This is a genomic window from Microbispora sp. NPDC088329 (assembly GCF_040685655.1).
Taxonomy (GTDB): Bacteria; Actinomycetota; Actinomycetes; order Streptosporangiales; family Streptosporangiaceae; genus Microbispora.
In genome coordinates this window covers 1-1227 of record NZ_JBFBIP010000068.1, presented here as the reverse complement: position 1 = coordinate 1227, position 1227 = coordinate 1, and the positions used below count along the sequence as shown (strand labels likewise).

Sequence of the window (1227 nt, the reverse complement as noted above, 5' to 3'; positions counted from 1 at the left end):
CAAAAAATTGTCCGGCGGCGTCCTACTCTCCCACACCGTCCCCGGTGCAGTACCATCGGCGCTGACAGGCTTAACTTCCGGGTTCGGAATGTAACCGGGTGTTTCCCTGCCGCTATAACCGCCGTAACCCCATGAAACACACAACCACACAGGTTGCTGTCTCTGAGATCACATAGTGAACGCGAGCATAATATGGTCAAGTCCTCGGCCTATTAGTACCGGTCAGCTCCACACATTACTGCGCTTCCACTTCCGGCCTATCAACCCCATCATCTCTAGGGGGCCTTACCCACTCTCGTGGTGGGAGACCTCATCTTGAGGCGAGCTTCCCGCTTAGATGCTTTCAGCGGTTATCCCTACCGAACGTAGCCAACCAGCCGTGCTCCTGGCGGAACAACTGGCACACCAGAGGTTCGTCCGTCCCGGTCCTCTCGTACTAGGGACAGCCCCTCGCAAGTCTCCTGCGCGCGCAGCGGATAGGGACCGAACTGTCTCGCGACGTTCTAAACCCAGCTCGCGTACCGCTTTAATGGGCGAACAGCCCAACCCTTGGGACCTACTCCAGCCCCAGGATGCGACGAGCCGACATCGAGGTGCCAAACCATCCCGTCGATATGGACTCTTGGGGAAGATCAGCCTGTTATCCCCGGGGTACCTTTTAGCCGTTGAGCGACACCGCTTCCACACGCCGATGCCGGATCACTAGTCCCAGCTTTCGCTCCTGCTCGACCCGTCAGTCTCACAGTCAAGCTCCCTTGTGCACTTACACTCGACACCTGATTGCCAACCAGGCTGAGGGAACCTTTGGGCGCCTCCGTTACCTTTTAGGAGGCAACCGCCCCAGTTAAACTACCCACCAGACACTGTCCCCCACCCGGATACACGGGCGCGGGTTAGACGTCCAAAACGACCAGAGTGGTATTTCACCAATGACTCCACCCTGACTAGCGTCAGAGCTTCCCAGTCTCCCACCTATCCTACACAAGACGCTCCAAACGCCAATGTCAAGCTGTAGTGAAGGTCCCGGGGTCTTTCCGTCCTGCTGCGCGAAACGAGCATCTTTACTCGTACTGCAATTTCACCGGGCCTGTGGTTGAGACAGCGGGGAAGTCGTTACGCCATTCGTGCAGGTCGGAACTTACCCGACAAGGAATTTCGCTACCTTAGGATGGTTATAGTTACCACCGCCGTTTACCGGCGCTTAAGTTCTCACCTTCGCACCCCGAA

2 rRNA genes are annotated in these 1227 nt (G+C 57.0%); both read right to left on the bottom strand.

Annotated features, from left to right (window positions below):
- Positions 1–9: 9 nt before the first annotated feature.
- A 5S ribosomal RNA gene (gene rrf / locus AB0O28_RS39835) occupies positions 10–126 on the bottom strand.
- A gap of 66 nt (positions 127–192) precedes the next feature.
- Positions 193–1227: ribosomal RNA gene (locus AB0O28_RS39830) — 23S ribosomal RNA — on the bottom strand; the annotation flags it as partial.